Origin of the sequence: Xanthomonas albilineans, from assembly GCF_002939705.1 — a bacterium.
Taxonomy (GTDB): domain Bacteria; phylum Pseudomonadota; class Gammaproteobacteria; order Xanthomonadales; family Xanthomonadaceae; genus Xanthomonas_A; species Xanthomonas_A albilineans.
Window position 1 is genome coordinate 1 of record NZ_MDCB01000026.1, and the last position, 16,484, is coordinate 16,484.

The following is a 16,484-nucleotide window of genomic DNA, read 5'->3' on the forward strand; positions in this document are numbered from 1 at the left end:
GACAACGTCAAGATGACGGTGACGCTGATCAATCCGGTGGCGATGGACGAAGGCCTGCGTTTCGCGATCCGCGAAGGCGGCCGGACGGTCGGGGCCGGCGTGGTGGCCAAGATCATCAAGTAATGCCCTCCGGCAGCCTGGGCTGCGGGACTCGTCGGTATCGTGGTGGCTGCGGTCGCCTAAATCCAACGAGGTGCAGGCGGCTTCGGTTGCCGGGTTGAGCGAAGGGCGGGCCGGAACCTTCGGTCCGCCTTCGCTGTCTCAGGGAAGTGCGGTCGTTTTTACTACACGCCAGTAGCTCAATTGGCAGAGCAGCGGTCTCCAAAACCGCAGGTTGGGGGTTCGAGTCCCTCCTGGCGTGCCAATCTGCCGGTCCCTATCCAGTGACCTCGGTCGCATCGCAACAAGAGTCGGATGAACAGCAAGATCGAGCATTCCAAGAGTTCCGCCGCCTCCTCCGGTGGCGATATCGTCAAGTACGGCATCGCTGCGTTGCTGGTGGTGGCTGGCCTGTTCGTGTGGTTCTGGTTCGCCGATCCCAGTCGCGCGACGCAACTGGGCAACTGGTCCGGTCCACTGCGTGGGTTGGCCGTGGTGGCGGGCCTGGTCGCTGGCGGTGCGGTGTTCCTGTTGACCGCCAAGGGGCGCGAGGCTCGTGAGTTCCTGTCCGAATCGCGATTCGAACTGCGCAAGGTGGTGTGGCCGACCCGCCAGGAGGCCATTCGGACCACCTGGGTGGTGATCGTGGTGGTGATCATTCTGAGTCTGCTGCTGGGTGGGTTCGATTTCGTGATCCAGAAGCTGATGCAGTGGTTCGTTAGCCGTTGAGGAGAGTGCAGCAGTGAAGCGTTGGTATGTCGTCCACGCCTATTCAGGCTTCGAGAAGTCCGTGGCGCAAGCGCTGCGCGACCGTATTGTGCGTGACGAGATGCAGGAGCGCTTCGGCGACGTGTTGGTGCCCACAGAGGAAGTGATCGAGATGCGCTCCGGCCAGAAGCGCCGTTCCGAGCGCAAGTTCTTCCCGGGTTACGTGTTGGTGCAGATCGAGACCCACGACGAAGGCGGCATCCCGCGGATTGATAACGAGAGCTGGCACTTGGTCAAGGAGACGCCCAAGGTGATGGGGTTCATTGGCGGCACCGCCGATCGGCCGTTACCGATTCGCGACCAGGAGGCCGATGCGATCCTGCAGCGCGTTCAAGATGGCGTTGAAAAGCCGCGTCCGAAGGTGCTGTTCGAACCGGGGCAAATGGTGCGCGTCACCGATGGTCCGTTCAACGACTTCAATGGTGTGGTCGAGGAAGTCAACTACGAAAAGAGCAGGCTGCGTGTGGCGGTGCTGATCTTCGGCCGTTCTACCCCGGTGGAACTGGAATTCGGTCAGGTCGAGAAAGCCTGAGTCCTGCTATCGGCGTGTCTGCGCCGCACGCTCGAATCTCTGCTATACTGCGCGGCTGGCTGCCCAAGCAGTCGTCGGGCAGAGTCGGGAGCCGCCGCGAGGCGGCTTTCTGCGCAATCCAAAACGTGATGGCGGGACACGTGATTTTCCCGTCGCGATGGGGAGCCTGTCGTTCAGGCGCTAGCACCCGGAGAGACTCAACATGGCAAAGAAAGTCGTCGGTTACATCAAGCTGCAGGTGAAGGCCGGTCAGGCCAACCCCTCGCCGCCGGTCGGTCCTGCGCTGGGTCAGCGCGGCCTGAACATCATGGAATTCTGCAAGGCCTTCAATGCGGCCACGCAGAAGCTGGAGCCGGGCTTGCCCACGCCGGTCATCATCACGGCCTACTCGGACCGTACCTTCACCTTCGTCACCAAGAGCACGCCGGCGAGCGTGCTGCTGAAGAAGGCCGCCGGTATCACCTCCGGCTCCAAGCGCCCGAACACCGAAAAGGTGGGCAAGGTCACCCGCAAGCAGTTGGAAGACATCGCCAAGGCGAAGGAAGCCGACCTGACGGCGGCGGAGCTGGAAGCGGCGGTACGCACGATTGCGGGTTCCGCCCGCAGCATGGGCCTGACGGTGGAGGGTTAAGCGATGGCACAGACCAAGCGACAGAAAGCGATCCGTGCTGCGGTGCAGCCGGGCAAGGCGTATTCGATCGACGAAGCGCTGAAGATCATCAAGACCACCAGCAAGGCCAAGTTCGTCGAAGCCGTCGACGTCGCCGTACGTCTGGGCGTGGATGCCAAGAAGTCCGACCAGCAGGTGCGCGGTTCCACCGTGCTGCCGGCCGGTACCGGCAAGAGCGTGCGCGTGGCGGTGTTCGCCCCGGCCGGTGCCAAGGCGGACGAAGCCCTGGCTGCGGGTGCCGAGGCCGTTGGCATGGACGATCTGGCCGAGAAGATGCAGGGCGGGGATCTGAACTACGACGTGGTCATCGCGACGCCGGACGCGATGCGCGTCGTCGGTAAGCTGGGCACGCTGCTGGGCCCGCGCGGCCTGATGCCGAACCCGAAGGTCGGGACCGTGTCCGCCAACCCGGCCGAAGCGGTGAAGAATGCCAAATCCGGTCAGGTGCGCTATCGCACCGACAAGGCGGGCATCATCCACTGCACCATCGGCAAGGCCAGCTTCGAAGACGATGCGCTGAAGAGCAATCTGCATGCGCTGTTGCTGGATCTGGTCAAGGCCAAGCCGGCGACCTCCAAGGGTAACTACCTGCAGAAGATCTCGGTGAGCTCGACCATGGGCCCGGGTGTCACCATCGATCAGGCATCGCTGTCCCTGAAGTAATTGCAACACGGCGCCGCCCGCGAGGTGCGGCGTCGGTGTCACCCTTTTGAAGGCGTCGCCAGGGGCAACCCGACGCGAAGCCGTCAAAGACCGCAGGCGCGGTCTGCGCACACCGACGACGGGCAGGGAAGTTCGAGATGGCAAGGAATCGCCGTCGGTGCAGCGGGATCGCTTAATCCAGTCCCCTTGGGGACGCGCCGGCGTAGATGGTGCCGCCTTTCTGGAGTTTTTCTGGTTCAGGCCAATCCGGGACTTCCCGGACGCGCTCACTCCAGGTCTGGAACGGCCACCAACTGGGATGCCATGCGGCGTCCCCGGCATCCAGGATGGAGGCCGCCCAGGACCGCAAGCGGCAGGAGCCGCGAGCGGAATGTGTTTGAAGCAGGGATTTCGAGATTCGTGGTTGGGGATTGGCAAGAGCGGCACGGTCGCTCCTGATGCATTCCGAATCGCTAGTCCCAACTCCCGGCTTTAACGGAGGAGTGCAATGGCTCTCAATCTGTCCCAGAAGCAAGAAGTCGTCGCCGAATTGGCCGACGTTGCCGCGAAGGCTCACTCCTTGGTCGCTGCCGAGTACGCCGGCATCACGGTCTCGCAGATGACCGCGATGCGCAAAAAGGCGCGCGAAACCGGTGTGTACTTGCGTGTTGTCAAGAACACCCTGGCCGCGCGCGCGGTGGCCGGTACCGAATACGAGTGCGTCCAGGACGCGCTGGTCGGTCCGCTGCTGTATGCGTTCTCGACGGAAGAACCCGGCGCTGCCGGTCGTCTGATCAAGGAATTCGCCAAGGGTAACGACAAGCTGCAGGCCAAGGTCGTGTCGCTGGGCGGTCAGCTGTATCCGGCCGCTCACCTCGAAGTGTTGGCGTCGCTGCCGACCCGCGAGCAGGCACTGGCCATGTTGGCACGCGTCTTGGCCGAGCCGGCAAGCATGTTTGCCCGTGCGGTCAAGGCCGTGGGCGACAAGCAGGGAGGTGGCGATGCCGCCCCCGCCGATGCCCAAGCCCAGGTCGAAACGGCTTAAGTTCGCGATCCCTGAAACGGTTCACAAGAACCTCATCCAGAAAAAATTCCAAAGGTAATCACAATGTCCCTGTCTAACGAGCAGATCGTCGACGCTATCGCCGAAAAGACCCTCATGGAAGTGATGGAGCTGGTCAAGGCCATCGAAGACAAGTTCGGCGTTTCCGCCGCCGCTCCGGTCGCCGCTGCCGGTCCGGCCGTGGCTGCCGCTCCGGTCGAAGAGCAGACCGAATTCAACGTCATCCTGATCGATGCCGGCGCCAAGAAGGTCGACGTCATCAAGGCCGTTCGCGCCATCACTGGCCTGGGCCTGAAGGAAGCCAAGGACCTCACCGAGGCCGGCGGCATGCTGAAGGAAGCCGTGTCGAAGGAAGACGCCGAGAAGTTCAAGAAAGACCTGGAAGCCGCTGGCGCGAAGGTCGAAGTCAAGTAAGCAGTCCCTTGCATCGCCAGTCGTTCGAGGCGGTGCACTGAAGGCTGGGGGCGCGAGTCCCCGGCCTTTGGCCGTTGTACAGCCGGGTTAGATTCGGCATGGGAGTCTGCGCGGTCGTTCGACCGATGCGGGCTCTGCGACCCAGTCTCGGCCTTACCGAGTTGGTAGTTGGAAGTAGCGGGAGAAGGCGTGCTGGTGCCGGCAATACCAGCGACTTCCAACTGACAATTTATGTTCACTCAGGGCCGCGGACGCGTGGCCCGCATCAGCCAAGGTGATACCTCATGACGTCCTATTCGTTCACCGAAAAGAAGCGTATCCGCAAGGATTTCGGCAAGCAGCGCTCGATCCTGGAAGTCCCCTTCCTGCTCGCCATCCAGGTGGATTCCTACCGTGAGTTCCTGCAGGAAAACACCGACCCGAACAAGCGCTCGGACCATGGCCTGCACGCGGCTCTGAAATCGGTGTTCCCGATCTCCAGCTACAGCGGCAACGCCGCGCTGGAGTATGTTGGCTACAAGCTCGGCGATCCGGTGTTCGACGAGCGTGAATGCCGTCAGCGCGGTATGAGCTACGGCGCGCCGCTGCGCGTGACCGTGCGCCTGGTGATCTACGACCGCGAGTCCTCGACCAAGGCGATCAAGTACGTGAAGGAGCAGGAGGTCTACCTCGGCGAAATTCCGTTGATGACCGACAACGGCACCTTCATCGTCAATGGCACCGAGCGCGTCATCGTCTCCCAGTTGCACCGTTCGCCGGGCGTCTTCTTCGATCACGATCGCGGCAAGACTCACAGCTCGGGCAAATTGCTGTACAGCGCCCGCATCATTCCGTACCGCGGCTCCTGGCTGGACTTCGAGTTCGACCCGAAGGACGCGTTGTTCACCCGTATCGACCGCCGTCGCAAGCTGCCGGTGTCGATCCTGTTGCGCGCGCTCGGTTATTCGAACGAAGAAATGCTGTCGGAGTTCTTCGAGATCAACACCTTCCACATCGATCCGAAGGAAGGCGTGCAGTTGGAATTGGTCGCCGAGCGCTTGCGCGGCGAGACGCTGGACTTCGATCTGGCCGATGGCGACAAGGTCATTGTCGAGGCTGGCAAGCGCATCACCGCGCGTCACGTTAAGCAACTGGAGGCCTCCGGTATCGCCGCGCTGGCCGTGCCCGATGAGTACCTGGTCGGTCGCATCCTGTCGCACGACGTCGTCGATGCCGCGACCGGCGAACTGCTGGCCAATGCCAACGACGAAATCACCGAAGAGCAGTTGAATGCGTTCCGTAAGGCCGGCGTCGACGCCGTGGGGACCCTGTGGGTCAACGATCTGGACCGTGGTCCGTATCTGTCCAACACCCTGCGCATCGACCCGACCAAGACCCAGCTCGAAGCCTTGGTCGAGATCTACCGCATGATGCGTCCGGGCGAACCGCCGACCAAGGATGCCGCGCAGAACTTGTTCCACAACCTGTTCTTCACCTTCGAGCGTTACGACCTGTCCACGGTTGGCCGCATGAAGTTCAACCGCCGCGTCGGCCGCAAGGAGGTCATCGGCGAGTCGGTGTTGTACGACAAGAAGTACTTCGGCGAGCGCAGCGACGAGGAGTCCAAGCGCTTGGTTGCCGAGCGCGCCGACAGTTCCGACATCCTCGATGTGATCAAGGTGCTGACCGAAATCCGCAACGGTCGCGGTGTGGTCGACGATATCGATCACCTGGGTAATCGTCGCGTGCGTTCGGTCGGCGAAATGGCCGAGAACGTGTTCCGCGTTGGCCTGGTCCGCGTCGAGCGCGCGGTCAAGGAGCGCCTGTCGATGGCCGAGTCCGAGGGCCTGACCCCGCAGGAACTGATCAACGCCAAGCCGGTGGCTGCCGCGATCAAGGAGTTCTTCGGTTCCTCGCAGTTGTCGCAATTTATGGATCAGAACAACCCGTTGTCGGAAGTGACACACAAGCGTCGCGTTTCGGCGTTGGGGCCGGGCGGTCTGACCCGCGAGCGCGCAGGCTTCGAAGTGCGCGACGTGCATCCGACCCATTACGGCCGCGTCTGCACCACCGAAACCCCGGAAGGCCCGAACATCGGTCTGATCAACTCGCTGGCGGTGTTCGCGCGCACCAACCAGTATGGCTTCCTAGAGACGCCGTACCGGAAGGTGGTGGACGGCCAGATCACCGACGAGGTCGAATACCTCTCGGCGATCGAAGAAAACGAGTACGTCATCGCCCAGGCCAACGCATTGCACGATGCCAAGAACCGTCTGACCGAACAGTTCGTGCCGTGCCGCTACCAGGGCGAATCGCTGCTCAAGCCGCCGGCGGAAGTGCATTTCATGGACGTCTCGCCAATGCAGACCGTGTCCATCGCGGCCGCGTTGGTGCCGTTCCTGGAGCACGACGACGCCAACCGCGCGCTGATGGGCGCGAACATGCAACGCCAGGCCGTGCCGACGCTGCGTGCGCAGAAACCGCTGGTCGGCACCGGTATCGAACGCGCGGTGGCGCGCGACTCGGGTGTGACCGTGAACGCGCGCCGTGGCGGCGTGATCGAGCAGATCGACGCTGGCCGCATCGTGGTCAAGGTCAACGAGGCCGAGATCGGCGGCGGCACCGATGCCGGCGTCGACATCTACAACCTGATCAAGTACACGCGCTCCAACCAGAACACCTGCATCAACCAGCGTCCGCTGGTCAATGTGGGCGACGCGATCGCGCGCGGCGACGTGCTCGCCGATGGTCCCTCGACCGATATCGGTGAACTGGCCCTGGGCCAGAACATGCTGATCGCGTTCATGCCGTGGAACGGTTACAACTTCGAAGACTCCATCCTGCTCTCCGAGCGTGTGGTGGAAGAGGATCGCTACACCACGATCCATATCGAAGAGCTCACCTGCGTGGCGCGCGACACCAAGCTGGGGCCGGAAGAAATTTCCGCCGATATCCCCAATGTCTCGGAGCAGGCGCTCAACCGTCTCGACGAATCCGGTGTGGTGTACATCGGTGCGGAAGTGCGCGCCGGCGACATCATGGTCGGCAAGGTCACGCCGAAGGGCGAGAGCCAACTGACCCCGGAAGAGAAACTGCTGCGCGCGATCTTCGGCGAGAAGGCCTCGGACGTGAAGGATAGCTCGCTGCGTGTGCCGCCTGGCATGGACGGCACCGTCATCGACGTGCAGGTGTTCACCCGCGACGGCATCGAGAAGGACAAGCGCGCCCGCCAGATCGAGGAAAACGAGATCAAGCGGGTCAAGAAGGACTTCGACGATCAGTTCCGCATCCTCGAGAGCGCCATCTATGCGCGCCTGCGTAGCCAACTGATCGGCAAGGTCGCCAACGGCGGCCCGAACCTGAAGAAGGGCGACACCATCAGCGATGCCTACCTGGATGGTCTGAAGAAGTCCGAGTGGTTCGCTCTGCGCATGAAGGACGAGGATGCCTCCGACGCGATCGAGCGCGCGCAGAAGCAGATCCAGGCGCATGAACAGGAGTTCGAACGTCGCTTTGCCGATAAGCGCGGCAAGATCACCGCTGGCGACGACCTCGCTCCGGGCGTGCTGAAGATGGTCAAGGTGTTCCTGGCGGTGAAGCGCCGTATCCAGCCCGGCGACAAAATGGCCGGTCGCCACGGCAACAAGGGTGTCGTGTCGATGATCCAGCCGATCGAGGACATGCCGTACATGGCCAACGGCGAGACCGTGGACATCGTGTTGAACCCGCTGGGCGTGCCGTCGCGTATGAATATCGGTCAGGTACTGGAAGTGCACCTTGGCTGGGCGGCCAAGGGCCTGGGACGCAAGATCCAGAACATGCTCGACGCTCAGGCCAATGTGGCCGATCTGCGCAAGTTCCTGACCCAGATCTACAACCACGACCAGAAGTTGGGCGAGGACCGCGTGGACCTGGATCAGTTCAGCGACGCCGAGCTGCTGTCCCTGTCGAAGAACCTGACCGACGGTGTGCCGATGGCGACCCCGGTGTTCGACGGCGCGACCGAAGCGGAGATCAAGCACATGCTTGAACTCGCCGATCTGCCGATCAGCGGCCAGACCCAGCTTTACGATGGCCGTACCGGCGAAGCGTTCGATCGCCGTACCACCGTCGGCTACATGCACATGCTGAAGTTGAACCACTTGGTCGACGACAAGATGCACGCGCGTTCCACTGGTCCGTATTCGTTGGTCACCCAGCAGCCGTTGGGCGGCAAGGCGCAGTTCGGCGGCCAGCGCTTCGGCGAAATGGAAGTGTGGGCGTTGGAAGCCTACGGTGCGGCTTACACCTTGCAGGAAATGTTGACGGTGAAGTCCGACGACGTACAGGGCCGCAACCAGATGTACAAGAACATCGTCGATGGCGAGCACGAAATGGTGGCCGGCATGCCGGAGTCCTTCAACGTGCTGGTGAAGGAAATCCGCTCGCTGGCCATCAACATGGAATTGGAAGACTGAGAGGCCGGGACTCGGAGCCCGGGGCCTGGGACTCGGAAAAGCGAGGAGCGTCGCCGCTCTGCTTTTCCAGGTCCCCGGTCCCGGATCCCCGGTCCCGACAAGACTCTGCCCCCACCCCGTCCTCGCTACGCATTCCTCCGACCCGGAGATATCCAATGAAAGATCTGCTCAACCTCTTCAACCAGCAGCGCCAGACGCTGGACTTCGACGCGATCAAGATCGCGCTGGCCTCGCCGGACCTGATCCGCTCGTGGTCCTTCGGCGAAGTGAAGAAGCCGGAAACCATCAACTATCGCACCTTCAAACCTGAGCGCGACGGCCTGTTCTGCGCGGCCATCTTCGGCCCGATCAAGGACTACGAGTGCCTGTGCGGCAAGTACAAGCGCATGAAGCACCGCGGCGTGGTCTGCGAAAAATGCGGCACCGAAGTCACCTTGGCCAAGGTGCGCCGCGAGCGCATGGGACATATCGATTTGGCCTCGCCGGTCGCGCACATCTGGTTCCTGAAGTCGTTGCCGTCGCGTATCGGCTTGATGCTGGATATGACCTTGCGCGACATCGAGCGCGTCCTGTATTTCGAAGCCTATGTGGTGACCGAGCCGGGCCTGACCGCGCTGGAGCGCCGCCAACTGCTGACCGAAGAGCAGTACCTGACTGCCCGCCAGGAACATGGGGACGACTTCGATGCCGCCATGGGCGCAGAGGCGGTGTACGAGCTGTTGCGCACCATCGATCTGCAGTCGGAAATGACGCGCCTGCGCGAAGAAATTGCCAGCACCGGTTCTGAAACCAAGCTCAAGCGTCTGACCAAGCGCATCAAGCTGATCGAGGCGTTCATCGAGTCCGGCAACCGTCCAGAGTGGATGGTGATGACCGTGCTGCCGGTACTGCCGCCGGATCTGCGCCCGCTGGTGCCGTTGGACGGCGGCCGCTTCGCGACCTCCGACCTGAACGATCTGTACCGCCGCGTCATCAACCGCAATAACCGTCTGCGCCGCCTGCTCGAACTCAATGCGCCGGAGATCATCGTGCGCAACGAAAAGCGCATGCTGCAGGAATCGGTCGATGCGCTGCTGGATAATGGTCGCCGCGGTCGTGCCATCACCGGCACCAACAAGCGCCCGCTGAAGTCGCTGGCCGACATGATCAAGGGCAAGCAGGGTCGGTTCCGCCAGAACCTGCTCGGCAAGCGCGTGGACTACTCCGGTCGTTCGGTCATCGTGGTCGGCCCGACCCTGCGTCTGCATGAGTGTGGCTTGCCGAAGAAGATGGCGTTGGAGCTGTTCAAGCCATTCGTTTTCGCCAAGCTGCAGCGCCGTGGTCTGGCCACCACCATCAAGGCCGCCAAGAAGCTGGTCGAACGCGAAGAAGCCGATGTCTGGGACATCTTGGAAGAAGTGATCCGCGAGCATCCGGTGCTGTTGAACCGTGCGCCGACCCTGCACCGCTTGGGCATCCAGGCGTTTGAGCCGGTACTGATCGAAGGTAAGGCGATCCAGTTGCATCCGCTGGTCTGTACTGCCTTCAACGCCGACTTCGACGGCGACCAGATGGCTGTGCACGTGCCGTTGTCGCTGGAAGCGCAGTTGGAAGCGCGTGCGTTGATGATGTCCACCAACAACATCCTGTCGCCTGCCAACGGCGAGCCGATCATCGTGCCGTCCCAGGACGTGGTGCTGGGTCTGTACTACATGAGCCGTGCGTTGGAGAACAAGAAAGGCGAGGGCATGGTGTTCGCCAACATCGCCGAAGTGAAGCGCGCTTACGACAACCGTGCGGTGGAATTGCACGCCAAGGTCAAGGTCCGTATCACCGAGACGGTGATCGACGAGAACGGCGGCCGTAGCAAGAAGACCTCGATCGTGGACACCACGATCGGTCGCGCGCTGTTGGCCGAAATCCTGCCGGAAGGCCTGCCCTTCGCGCTGGCCAATACCGAGCTGACCAAGAAGAACATCAGTCGCCTGATCAACTCCAGCTACCGTCAGTTGGGTCTGAAGGACAGCGTGGTGTTCGCCGATAAACTGATGTACACCGGCTTCGCCTATGCCACGCGCGCCGGCGTGTCGATCGGTATCGACGACATGCTGATTCCGTCGGAAAAGAAGGGCATCCTCGGCGAGGCCGAACAGGAAGTGCTGGAAATCCAGGAGCAGTATCAGTCCGGTCTGGTCACCGCTGGTGAGCGCTACAACAAGGTTGTGGACATCTGGTCGCGCACCAACGAGCGTATCGCCAAGGCGATGATGGACACCATCGGCACCGAGAAGGTGGTCAACGCCAAGGGGGAGACCATCGACCAGAAGTCGATGAACTCGCTGTACATCATGGCCGACTCCGGCGCGCGTGGTAGCCAGGCGCAGATCCGTCAGTTGGCTGGTATGCGTGGTTTGATGGCGCGTCCGGACGGCTCGATCATCGAGACGCCGATCAAGGCGAACTTCCGCGAAGGTTTGAACGTGCAGGAGTACTTCAACTCCACCCACGGTGCGCGTAAGGGTCTGGCCGATACCGCGTTGAAGACCGCCAACTCCGGTTACCTGACCCGCCGTCTGGTCGATGTGGCGCAGGACGTGGTGATCACCGAGCCCGATTGCGGCACCACCGATGGCCTGACCATGACCCCGATCGTGGAAGGCGGCGATGTGGTCGAGCCGCTGCGCGACCGCGTGCTCGGCCGTGTGGTGGCCGAGGACGTGTTCCTGCCGGGCAACGACGAGGATCCGATCGTCACCCGCAACACCTTGCTCGACGAGCAGTGGGTGGCCAAGTTGGAAGAGGCTGGCGTGCAATCGGTCAAGGTCCGCTCGACCATCACCTGCGAATCGCCCTTCGGCGTGTGCGCGCGTTGCTACGGTCGCGACCTGGCCCGTGGTCACCTGGTCAATATCGGCGAAGCGGTTGGCGTCATCGCCGCGCAGTCGATCGGCGAGCCCGGCACCCAGTTGACCATGCGTACCTTCCACATCGGCGGCGCGGCCTCGCGTGCGGCGGCGGTGGACAACATCACGGTCAAGACCACCGGTTCGATCAAGTTCAACAACCTCAAGTCGGTCGAGCACGCCAATGGCTCGCTGGTGGCGGTGTCGCGTTCCGGCGAACTGTCGGTGCTCGACGGCCACGGTCGCGAGCGCGAGCGCTACAAGCTGGCGTATGGCGCCACCATCACCGCCAAGGATGGTGATGCGGTCAAAGCGGGTCAGTCAGTGGCGAACTGGGATCCCCACAACCACCCGATCGTCTCGGAAGTGGCCGGTTTCATTCGCTTCATCGATTTCATCGACGGCGTCACCGTCATCGAAAAGACCGATGAGCTGACGGGTTTGGCCTCGCGGGAAATCACCGATCCCAAGCGCCGTGGTACCCAGGCCAAGGACCTGCGCCCAATCGTGCGCATCGTCGACGCCAAGGGCAACGACCTGGCCATCCCGGGCACCGATCTGCCGGCGCAGTACCTGCTGCCGCCGCGCTCGATCGTCAACCTGCAAGACGGTGCGCCGGTCGGCGTGGGCGATGTGGTTGCCAAGATCCCGCAGGAAGCCTCCAAGACGCGCGACATCACCGGTGGTCTGCCGCGCGTGGCCGACCTGTTCGAAGCGCGTAAGCCGAAGGATCCGGCGATCCTGGCCGAGCGTTCGGGCATCATCAGCTTCGGTAAGGACACCAAGGGCAAGCAGCGCTTGATCATCAAGGACGCCGACGGGTCCGAGCACGAAGAACTGATCCCGAAGTACCGCAATATCACCGTGTTCGAAGGCGAGCACGTGGCCAAGGGCGAAACCGTGGTAGACGGCGAGCCGAGCCCGCAGGACATCCTGCGCCTGCTGGGTGTCGAGCCGCTGGCTGCGTACCTGGTCAAGGAAATCCAAGACGTGTACCGCCTGCAGGGCGTGAAGATCAACGATAAGCATATCGAGGTCATCACCCGGCAGATGCTGCGCAAGGTCGAGATCACCGACCAGGGCAACAGCAAGTTCCTCAATGGCGAGCAGGCCGAGCGCCAGCGCGTCATCGAGGAAAATTCCCGCCTGGCCGCGCGCAACGAGTTGCAGGCCAAGTACGAGCCGGTGTTGCTGGGCATCACCAAGGCGTCGCTGGCAACCGAGTCTTTCATTTCGGCGGCCTCGTTCCAGGAGACCACCCGTGTCCTCACCGAGGCGGCGGTGCGTGGCACCAGCGATACGCTGCGCGGTCTGAAGGAGAACGTGATCGTGGGGCGGTTGATCCCGGCGGGTACCGGTTTGGCATACCACAGCCTGCGTCGCCGCAACTCCAGTGGCCTGACCGAGTCGGAGATGCAGACCCTGTCTGGCGGCAGCGCCGAGTCGACGGTTGAGACTGCCACGTCAGCAGCTGCCAGCAGCGACGATTGAGTCGGATCGGCCTCGCCTGCGGAGTCGGTTGTTGCAAGCGAAAGGGGGCGCAATGGAGGCGCTCCTCGTTTGTCAGGCCGAGGATCGGCCAGCAAGTACGGCTTCCGTTGAGTTGACGGAAGTTTGACTTTCCCGCTATACTTTCCTGTCTCGGCAGGCCGTCCTTCGGCCTGCCTTCGTTTTCACGCATCCAGGCCCGATGGCCTCAATCAGAAGAATCTACTGATGGCGACGATCAATCAGCTGGTCCGCAAGCCGCGGCAGGCGACCACCTACAAGAGTTCCTCTCCGGCGCTGGATAAGTGCCCGCAGCGCCGTGGCGTCTGCACCCGCGTGTACACCACTACTCCGAAGAAGCCGAATTCTGCGTTGCGCAAGGTCGCCAAGGTGCGCCTGACCAACCAGGAAGAGGTCATTAGCTACATCGGTGGCGAAGGCCACAACTTGCAGGAACACTCCGTGGTCCTGATCCGTGGCGGTCGCGTCCCGGATCTGCCGGGTGTGCGCTACCACACCGTGCGCGGTTCGCTCGATGCTGCCGGCGTCGCCAAGCGTCGTCAGGGTCGTTCCAAGTACGGCGCCAAGCGCCCGAAGAGCTAAGGAAAAGTTCATATGTCTCGTAAAGGTAATACGCCGCAGCGCACTGTTCTGCCGGATCCCAAGCACGGCAGCGAAACCATTGCCCGCTTCATCAACATGGTGATGCTGAGCGGCAAGAAGTCGGTTGCCGAAAAGATCGTCTACGGTGCGATGGACGTCATCGGCGAGAAGAATCCCAACGCCATCGAACTGGTGCAGAAGGCGCTGGACAACGTCGCTCCGGCGGTCGAAGTCAAGTCGCGTCGCGTTGGTGGTGCCACCTATCAGGTGCCGGTCGAGGTGCGTTCCTCCCGTCGCATGGCGCTGGCGATGCGCTGGCTGATCGACTCGGCGCGTAAGCGCGGCGAGAACTCGATGCCGCGCAAGCTCGCGGCCGAGCTGTTGGATGCCTCGGAAAACCGTGGTGGTGCCATCAAGAAGCGCGAAGAAACCCACCGCATGGCGGAAGCGAACAAGGCGTTCGCGCACTACCGCTGGTGATCTTCCGGACCTCGGCAACGGGGTCCGTCGGCACCATCTGAGTGCCGCTTAGTCGCGCCGTTGCGCGCGGCACAAATCCGAAAGCCGCCGTAAGGCGGCGTTCGGCCATCCGAAATCCAGGAAATTTGAGAGGCTCCCTGTGGCCCGTACCACTCCCATCGAGCGTTACCGCAATTTCGGCATCATGGCCCACATCGATGCCGGCAAGACCACTACGTCCGAACGTATCCTGTTCTACACCGGCGTCAGTCACAAGATTGGCGAGGTGCATGACGGTGCCGCGACGATGGACTGGATGGAGCAGGAGCAGGAGCGTGGCATCACGATCACCTCCGCGGCCACCACTGCGTTCTGGACCGGCATGGACAAATCCATGCCGCAGCACCGGTTCAACATCATCGATACCCCCGGGCACGTCGACTTCACCATCGAAGTGGAGCGCTCGCTGCGCGTGCTCGACGGTGCGGTGTTCGTGTTGTGCGCGGTCGGCGGTGTCCAGCCGCAGTCCGAGACCGTGTGGCGCCAGGCCAATAAGTACGCCGTGCCGCGTCTTGCGTTCGTCAACAAGATGGACCGCACCGGCGCCAACTTCGACAAGGTGGTCGAGCAGTTGAAGGCGCGCCTGGGTGCGTATCCGGTGCCGATGCAAGTGCCGATCGGCGCCGAAGACGGCTTCGAGGGCGTGGTCGATCTGGTCAAGATGAAGGCGATCCACTGGGATACCGCCTCGCAGGGCACCGTGTTCGAGTACCGCGACATCCCGGCCCATCTGGTCGACAAGGCCACCGAGGCGCGCGCGTTCATGGTCGAAGCCGCAGCCGAAGCCAACGAAGACCTGATGGACAAGTACCTCAACGAAGGTGACCTGTCCGAGGCTGAGATCCTTGGCGGTCTGCGCGAGCGTACCCTGAAAGTGGAAGTGGTGCCGGTGTACTGCGGTACCGCGTTCAAGAACAAGGGTGTGCAGGCGATGCTCGATGGCGTCATCCAGCTGCTGCCGTCGCCCAGCGATCGTCCGCCGGTCAAGGGCATCGACGAGGACGAAAAGGAAGACAGTCGCGCGGCCACCGACAGCGCGCCGTTCTCGGCGTTGGCGTTCAAAATCATGACCGATCCGTTCGTCGGCTCGCTGACGTTCTTCCGTGTCTATTCCGGCACGCTCAACTCCGGCGACCAAGTGTACAACCCGGTCAAGTCGAAGAAGGAGCGGGTGGGTCGCATCCTGCAGATGCACTCCAACAACCGCGAAGAAATCAAGGAAGTGCGCGCGGGCGACATCGCGGCGGCGGTTGGCTTGAAGGACGTCACCACCGGCGACACGCTGTGCGCGCAGAGCGACATCATCACCTTGGAACGCATGGTGTTCCCGGAGCCGGTGATCTCGATGGCGGTCGAGCCGAAGACCAAGTCGGACCAGGAAAAGATGGGCATCGCGCTGAGCCGTCTGGCGCAGGAAGATCCCTCGTTCCGCGTCAACACCGACGAAGAGTCCGGGCAGACCATCATCCGTGGCATGGGCGAGTTGCACCTGGAAATCATCGTCGACCGCATGAAGCGCGAGTTCAACGTGGAGGCCAACGTCGGCAAGCCGCAGGTGGCGTACCGCGAGACCATCCGCAAGGCGGTCAAGCAGGAAGGCAAGTTCGTGCGCCAGTCCGGTGGTAAGGGTCAATACGGCCACGTCGTGCTCGAGATCGAGCCGCAGGAACGCGGCAAGGGTTACACCTTTGAGAACGCGATCGTCGGCGGTGTGGTGCCGAAGGAATACATCCCGGCGGTGGACAAGGGCATCCAGGAAGCGGTGGCCAATGGCGTGATGGCCGGCTATCCGATCGTGGACGTCAAGGTCCGTCTGATCGACGGTTCCTACCATGACGTCGACTCCTCGGAAATGGCGTTCAAGATCGCCGGCTCGATGGGCTTCAAGGAAGGCTTCAACAAGGCCAATCCGGTGCTGCTTGAGCCGATCATGAAAGTCGAGATCGTCACCCCGGAAGACTACCTGGGCGACGTGATGGGCGACGTCAGTCGTCGTCGCGGCATTCTGCAAGGCCAGGACGATAGTCCGTCCGGCAAGGTGATCAACGCGATGGTGCCGCTGGGCGAAATGTTCGGTTATGCCACCACGCTGCGCTCGATGTCGCAGGGTCGCGCCACGTTCTCGATGGAGTTCGACCACTACGCCGAAGCACCGGCCAACATCGCCGATTCTGTCATCAAGAAGAATTGAGAATAGCGGGACGGGTGCGGTGCGCGGACACAGTCCCGCCCGCATCCCGCTTCCTTGTCCCCCAATACGAAACAAAGGTAAAACACCATGGCCAAGGGTAAGTTCGAGCGCACCAAGCCGCACGTCAATGTCGGCACCATCGGTCACGTCGACCACGGCAAGACCACGCTGACGGCA

Annotated in this window: 13 protein-coding genes and 1 tRNA gene; all 14 read left to right on the top strand. The window is 62.4% G+C overall.

The genetic code is table 11. The annotated features are described in order from the left end of the window. The coding region (locus XalbCFBP2523_RS15080) for an EF-Tu C-terminal domain-related protein (protein ID WP_488175802.1) at nucleotides 1-123 on the top strand (123 nt) is incomplete at its 5' end. A 165-nt stretch (nucleotides 124-288) separates the two neighbouring features. Next, a tRNA-Trp gene (locus XalbCFBP2523_RS15085) sits at nucleotides 289-364 on the top strand. A gap of 50 nt (nucleotides 365-414) precedes the next feature. Further along, the gene (gene secE, locus XalbCFBP2523_RS15090; protein ID WP_045764251.1) at nucleotides 415-828 is read left to right on the top strand and encodes a preprotein translocase subunit SecE; all 414 of its coding nucleotides are present in this window, start codon (nucleotides 415-417) and stop codon (nucleotides 826-828) included. Nucleotides 829-841: 13 nt separating this feature from the next. Beyond that, the gene (gene nusG, locus XalbCFBP2523_RS15095) at nucleotides 842-1,399 is read left to right on the top strand and encodes a transcription termination/antitermination protein NusG (RefSeq protein ID WP_012915048.1); all 558 of its coding nucleotides are present in this window, start codon (nucleotides 842-844) and stop codon (nucleotides 1,397-1,399) included. Nucleotides 1,400-1,601: 202 nt separating this feature from the next. Then, complete coding sequence (gene rplK, locus XalbCFBP2523_RS15100; RefSeq protein ID WP_012915049.1) at nucleotides 1,602-2,030, top strand: 50S ribosomal protein L11; 429 nt, start codon at nucleotides 1,602-1,604, stop codon at nucleotides 2,028-2,030. 3 nt (nucleotides 2,031-2,033) lie between these two features. After that, nucleotides 2,034-2,732 carry a 50S ribosomal protein L1 gene (rplA, locus tag XalbCFBP2523_RS15105; protein ID WP_012915050.1) on the top strand — a complete coding sequence of 233 codons (699 nt, stop codon included), beginning with the start codon at nucleotides 2,034-2,036 and terminating at the stop codon, nucleotides 2,730-2,732. Between the two features lie 487 nt (nucleotides 2,733-3,219). Further along, nucleotides 3,220-3,756, top strand: a complete 537-nt coding sequence (gene rplJ, locus XalbCFBP2523_RS15115; protein ID WP_012915051.1) for a 50S ribosomal protein L10 — start codon at nucleotides 3,220-3,222, stop codon at nucleotides 3,754-3,756. 63 nt (nucleotides 3,757-3,819) lie between these two features. Next, nucleotides 3,820-4,188 carry a 50S ribosomal protein L7/L12 gene (gene rplL, locus XalbCFBP2523_RS15120; RefSeq protein WP_012915052.1) on the top strand — a complete coding sequence of 123 codons (369 nt, stop codon included), beginning with the start codon at nucleotides 3,820-3,822 and terminating at the stop codon, nucleotides 4,186-4,188. A 284-nt stretch (nucleotides 4,189-4,472) separates the two neighbouring features. Further along, nucleotides 4,473-8,624 (top strand): DNA-directed RNA polymerase subunit beta, encoded by a 4,152-nt coding sequence (gene rpoB, locus XalbCFBP2523_RS15125; RefSeq protein ID WP_012915053.1) that lies wholly within the window; start codon nucleotides 4,473-4,475, stop codon nucleotides 8,622-8,624. A 155-nt stretch (nucleotides 8,625-8,779) separates the two neighbouring features. Beyond that, complete coding sequence (gene rpoC / locus XalbCFBP2523_RS15130) at nucleotides 8,780-12,997, top strand: DNA-directed RNA polymerase subunit beta' (RefSeq protein ID WP_012915054.1); 4,218 nt, start codon at nucleotides 8,780-8,782, stop codon at nucleotides 12,995-12,997. 225 nt (nucleotides 12,998-13,222) lie between these two features. Beyond that, a complete protein-coding gene (gene rpsL / locus XalbCFBP2523_RS15135) occupies nucleotides 13,223-13,597 on the top strand; it encodes a 30S ribosomal protein S12 (protein WP_012915055.1) in 375 nt (124 codons plus the stop codon). A gap of 12 nt (nucleotides 13,598-13,609) precedes the next feature. Continuing rightward, nucleotides 13,610-14,077, top strand: coding sequence for a 30S ribosomal protein S7 (gene rpsG / locus XalbCFBP2523_RS15140; RefSeq protein ID WP_012915056.1), 468 nt, complete (start codon nucleotides 13,610-13,612; stop codon nucleotides 14,075-14,077). 139 nt (nucleotides 14,078-14,216) lie between these two features. Beyond that, nucleotides 14,217-16,307 carry an elongation factor G gene (gene fusA / locus XalbCFBP2523_RS15145; RefSeq protein ID WP_012915057.1) on the top strand — a complete coding sequence of 697 codons (2,091 nt, stop codon included), beginning with the start codon at nucleotides 14,217-14,219 and terminating at the stop codon, nucleotides 16,305-16,307. Nucleotides 16,308-16,394: 87 nt separating this feature from the next. After that, a partial coding sequence (locus XalbCFBP2523_RS15150) for a GTP-binding protein (RefSeq protein ID WP_032978997.1) occupies nucleotides 16,395-16,484 on the top strand: 90 nt, incomplete at its 3' end.